Origin of the sequence: uncultured Porphyromonas sp., from assembly GCF_934359325.1 — a bacterium.
GTDB lineage: Bacteria > Bacteroidota > Bacteroidia > Bacteroidales > Porphyromonadaceae > Porphyromonas_A.
Genome location: NZ_CAKRLH010000170.1, coordinates 1 through 3556, shown reverse-complemented (window position 1 = coordinate 3556; position 3556 = coordinate 1). Strand labels below are relative to the sequence as shown.

5 protein-coding genes are annotated in these 3556 nt (G+C 54.5%); 3 read left to right on the top strand and 2 right to left on the bottom strand.

Features of this window, described 5'->3' with window-relative positions; all coding sequences use genetic code 11:
- Nucleotides 1–3 precede the first annotated feature (3 nt).
- From rpmB to Q0F21_RS06380, 3 genes are all read left to right on the top strand, one after another.
- Nucleotides 4–264, top strand: coding sequence for a 50S ribosomal protein L28 (rpmB, locus tag Q0F21_RS06390; RefSeq protein ID WP_018107832.1), 261 nt, complete (start codon nt 4–6; stop codon nt 262–264).
- Between the two features lie 117 nt (nt 265–381).
- Entirely contained in the window at nt 382–585 is a 204-nt protein-coding gene (rpmG, locus tag Q0F21_RS06385) for a 50S ribosomal protein L33 (RefSeq protein WP_018107831.1), read from the top strand.
- Between the two features lie 22 nt (nt 586–607).
- Nucleotides 608–763: a DUF4295 domain-containing protein gene (locus Q0F21_RS06380; protein ID WP_018107830.1), complete on the top strand. Its 156-nt coding sequence runs from the start codon at nt 608–610 to the stop codon at nt 761–763.
- Between the two features lie 935 nt (nt 764–1698).
- On the opposite strand, the gene Q0F21_RS06375 is transcribed toward Q0F21_RS06380, so the two are convergent.
- On the bottom strand, nt 1699–2472 hold the full coding sequence (locus Q0F21_RS06375; RefSeq protein WP_297238416.1) for an MBL fold metallo-hydrolase: 774 nt from the start codon (nt 2470–2472) through the stop codon (nt 1699–1701).
- Between the two features lie 6 nt (nt 2473–2478).
- Nucleotides 2479–3556: UDP-N-acetylmuramate dehydrogenase (gene murB, locus Q0F21_RS06370; RefSeq protein WP_297238414.1), on the bottom strand; the 1078-nt coding region annotated here is incomplete at its 5' end.

The window sequence follows — 3556 nt, the reverse complement described above, 5'->3', positions numbered from 1 at the left end:
ATTATGTCACGAGTATGTCAACTGACCGGCAAAAAGGCGATCAAGGGCAACAGCGTGTCTCACTCTCACCGCAGTGAGAGGAGGACATTCAATGCCAACCTTTTTAACCGCAAGTTTTACTGGCCCGAGGAGGACTGCTGGGTACACCTGCGTGTCTCCGCCAAGGGTCTCCGCCTGATTAATAAGGTGGGTCTGGATGCTGCGCTCCGTAGTGCTGCATCGAAGGGTTATCTGGACGACTTCATCATTACCGATAAGGCCTGAGATTACCCGACGAGAGGATTTTGGACCACTACCCCTCACTTGTGATGCTGCGTGAGGCACTGTCCGTGAGAGTCCTTCCCTGATTTTTTGTAACCGCATAGATAGATCAATCACGATATGGCCAAGAGAAAGAAAGCCAAGAAAGCTAAAGGGAACCGTGTCCAGGTGATCCTGGAGTGCACGGAGATGAAAGAGAGTGGTCTGCCCGGTACATCACGCTACATCACTACGAAGAATAAGCGTAATACCACCGAGCGACTTGAGCTGATGAAGTACAACCCCATCCTCAAGCGCATGACCCTACACAAGGAGATTAAGTAATACAGAGATCGACTAGTACATTATGGCAAAGAAAGCGATATCAACCCTCCATGCCAGTGACGGCCGTACTTACTCCAAGGTAGTGAAGATGGTAAAGTCCCCCAAGACGGGTGCTTATGTCTTCTCGGAGCAGATGGTCCCCAACGAGATGGTCCAGGAGGTCCTTAAGGCAAAGTGACTTAGAGCTGACCCTCAGTCAGCCTATAGATAACAGAGCGAGCGTTAGCAGAGTTTTTCTCTACTTGCGCTTGCTTTTTTATGCTCTCTGAGGATCTGGTAGCAGTAACGTACTTGAGGGGTACTGAGTGATACGGAAAACCATTTAGCTCATTGAGAAGATGCGGAAACGAAGCGTCCCTCGCGGTTTGCACCACCAGCTTATCGTAGTGCGCTCGTAAGAGTCTTCTCCTACAGCGCGAAATACCCGGTAGAGGATGTAGAACGCACGTGGCAGGAGAAGTAGAGGCTGCCACCCCTTCACTTCGGCTGAGCGACAGTCACCTCACTTATCCGGAAGATTCAGCGGTGCAAATATAGCATCCCCGCCAGTCTGAGTTGTCTCAGAGAGTCTCTCTGTGTCTCTTTCTGTCTCTTCCTGGTCAAAATTGCGTTTTCTGCGGTCTGCGCCACATAGTAAATCGGCTATGCGAGAATCCTAAAGAAGCATTTAGTACCGGACCAAGCGGCTGTTGTTTTTCTACTTAGCACTCAAATGAATGTAAAGAGGTGTAAGGACTCGAGACGATGCCCACACTGTGGACATCGCCAGTCCATAAGGATATGTATGCCCTATCTTGTACATGCATATGGTTACACGATCAAGTGTGATAAATGCGGTTGCGACCTTGTTCCGGACTATTATCCTATTCCCTTCCCGGTCGGTTTTTTCACCGGATTCGCAACCATCATCGTCGTCGCCAGCTTTTGCCTTTATGTTCTGCATTGGTCATTACTAACATCGGCAGTAGCGTCGATAGCGATTCTATTGATTCCTCTTCTTATAGCGTGTTACACAGTTCTTCAGAGCATTACATTCAGGAATGTGTAACCCAATAGCTATGAATCAGTTTAGTTGTCTGATTATGTCTGTTCCTTTCGTTGATTGGCGAGGTGTCAGAGGTCGATGGTCAGACCGTCGTAGGCGGGGGCGATGCCGGGAGGGCAGAGGGCGCAGATCTCCTCATGGGTTCCGAAGTCGTGGTCAATGTGGGTGAGATAGGTCTGCTCCGGACCGATGCGGTGGATCACCTGTAGTGCCTCGTCGAAGCTCAGGTGTGAGGGGTGCTCGCGGATCCGGAGAGCGTTGATCACCAATGTGCGGATGCCCCTGAGGATCTCATAGCTCTCCTCGGGTAGGGTCTTGCAGTCGGTGATGTAAGCGAGGTCTCCGATGCGGTAGCCGAGGATCGGGAGCTGTCCGTGGAGCACGGAGAAAGGCAGCACATCCGCATAGCGCTCGTCTGCCACAGGCTCCCCGGGAGTGAGCGGGTGGAGCTCCAGTGTGGGCGAACCGGGATACTTCTTCGGTCCGAAGGAGTAGGGCATCACTCGGTGAAGCGCATCGATCACTCGTGGTAAGGCAAAGATGGGGAAAGTGTGGTGGTGATTGGAGAAAGCCCTCACGTCATCCATCCCGCCTATGTGGTCGTAGTGCTCGTGCGTGATAAAGATTGCGTCCAGGTGATCCAGATCCTCACGAAGCCCCTGCTGGCGGAAGTCCGGTCCCACATCGATCATAATCAGTCGACCTGCCGATCTGAGGAGAACGGCGGAGCGCAGACGCTTGTCCCGCGGATCGGTAGACCGACAGACCGGACAGTGGCACCCAAGCTGTGGTACCCCGCGAGAGGTACCGGTGCCGAGGAAGGTGAGTGTACTCTTCTCCATATCTCTCTACTCCTCCATCATCTGGTTGACCGAGCGCATCAGTATGCTCCGCACATACCGCACCTCGGGTCGTATTTCTATCCCGAAGCGCTCATTCACCTTAGCAATGATCAGGTCAGCAAGCCGTCTGATGTCGGCGGACTCGCCGTGGCTGTGGTTGATCAGCACGAGGGGCTGCTTGTCGTAGGTCCCCACCTTCCCATTTCGGTACCCCTTCATCCCCACCTGCTGGATCAGCCAGGCAGCTGGGATCTTGTGTCGGGTGCCGTCCTCGCTGTCGTAGTGCGGTACGTCGGGGTACTCGATCTGCAGCTTCTCCAGCTTCTCTGTGGTGACAAAGGGGTTCATAAAGAATGATCCCGCATTGGGTAGATCGGCGGGGTCGGGGAGCTTCGACTGTCGAATGGCGGTCACCTCCTCAGCAACACGGGCGGGAGTGAGGTCTTGCTCCTCTCTCAGACCGCTGAGTCCCTTGTACTCCAGACGTGGCTTGGGGACCTTGGAGAGCTTCAGTTCGATTGCCGTGACGACGGCAGAGACCATGGTCTCCTCCTTAAAGATCGAGTGGCGATAGCTGTACTTCGCCTCCGAGGCGGGGAGCTCGTGCGTGGAGCCGTCCCTCAGGTCGACATAGTGGATCGTGTCGAGTACGTCACAGATCTCAGCCCCGTAAGCGCCTATGTTCTGCACCGCTGCGGCACCGCAGTCGCCCGGGATGAGGGCGAGGTTCTCGATCCCCCACCAGCCCTTCTTCGTCGTCTCGGTGACCAGCTCGTGCCACTGCTTCCCCGCCTCCACGCGGAGCCGGACAGAGCTGTCGTCCTCCGAGACGATTGTGACGTCGGATCCGATATAGCGGAGGACGGCGCCCTTGAAGTCGCCATTGAAGAGTAGGTTACTGCCCCCTCCTATGGTGATGAAGGGCATAGTGCGGAAGTACTCGTCTCGTGCCAGAGTCCGCACATCCTCCTCGCTCTCGAGGGTGATGAAGAAGGCGGCTCGGACATCGAGACCGAAGGTATTGTGCTCCTTGAGCGGTTGATCCTGCGTGATGCGCATATGATGGTGGTCGTTACTTAGTCGA

What these genes read in the sequence shown, in the direction of transcription:
- Q0F21_RS06375 (WP_297238416.1), bottom strand. Translation starts at nt 2,472, where the DNA reads ATGGAGAAGAGTACACTCACCTTCCTCGGCACCGGTACCTCTCGCGGG.
- rpmB (WP_018107832.1), top strand. Translation starts at nt 4, where the DNA reads ATGTCACGAGTATGTCAACTGACCGGCAAAAAGGCGATCAAGGGCAAC.
- rpmG (WP_018107831.1), top strand. Translation starts at nt 382, where the DNA reads ATGGCCAAGAGAAAGAAAGCCAAGAAAGCTAAAGGGAACCGTGTCCAG.
- Q0F21_RS06380 (WP_018107830.1), top strand. Translation starts at nt 608, where the DNA reads ATGGCAAAGAAAGCGATATCAACCCTCCATGCCAGTGACGGCCGTACT.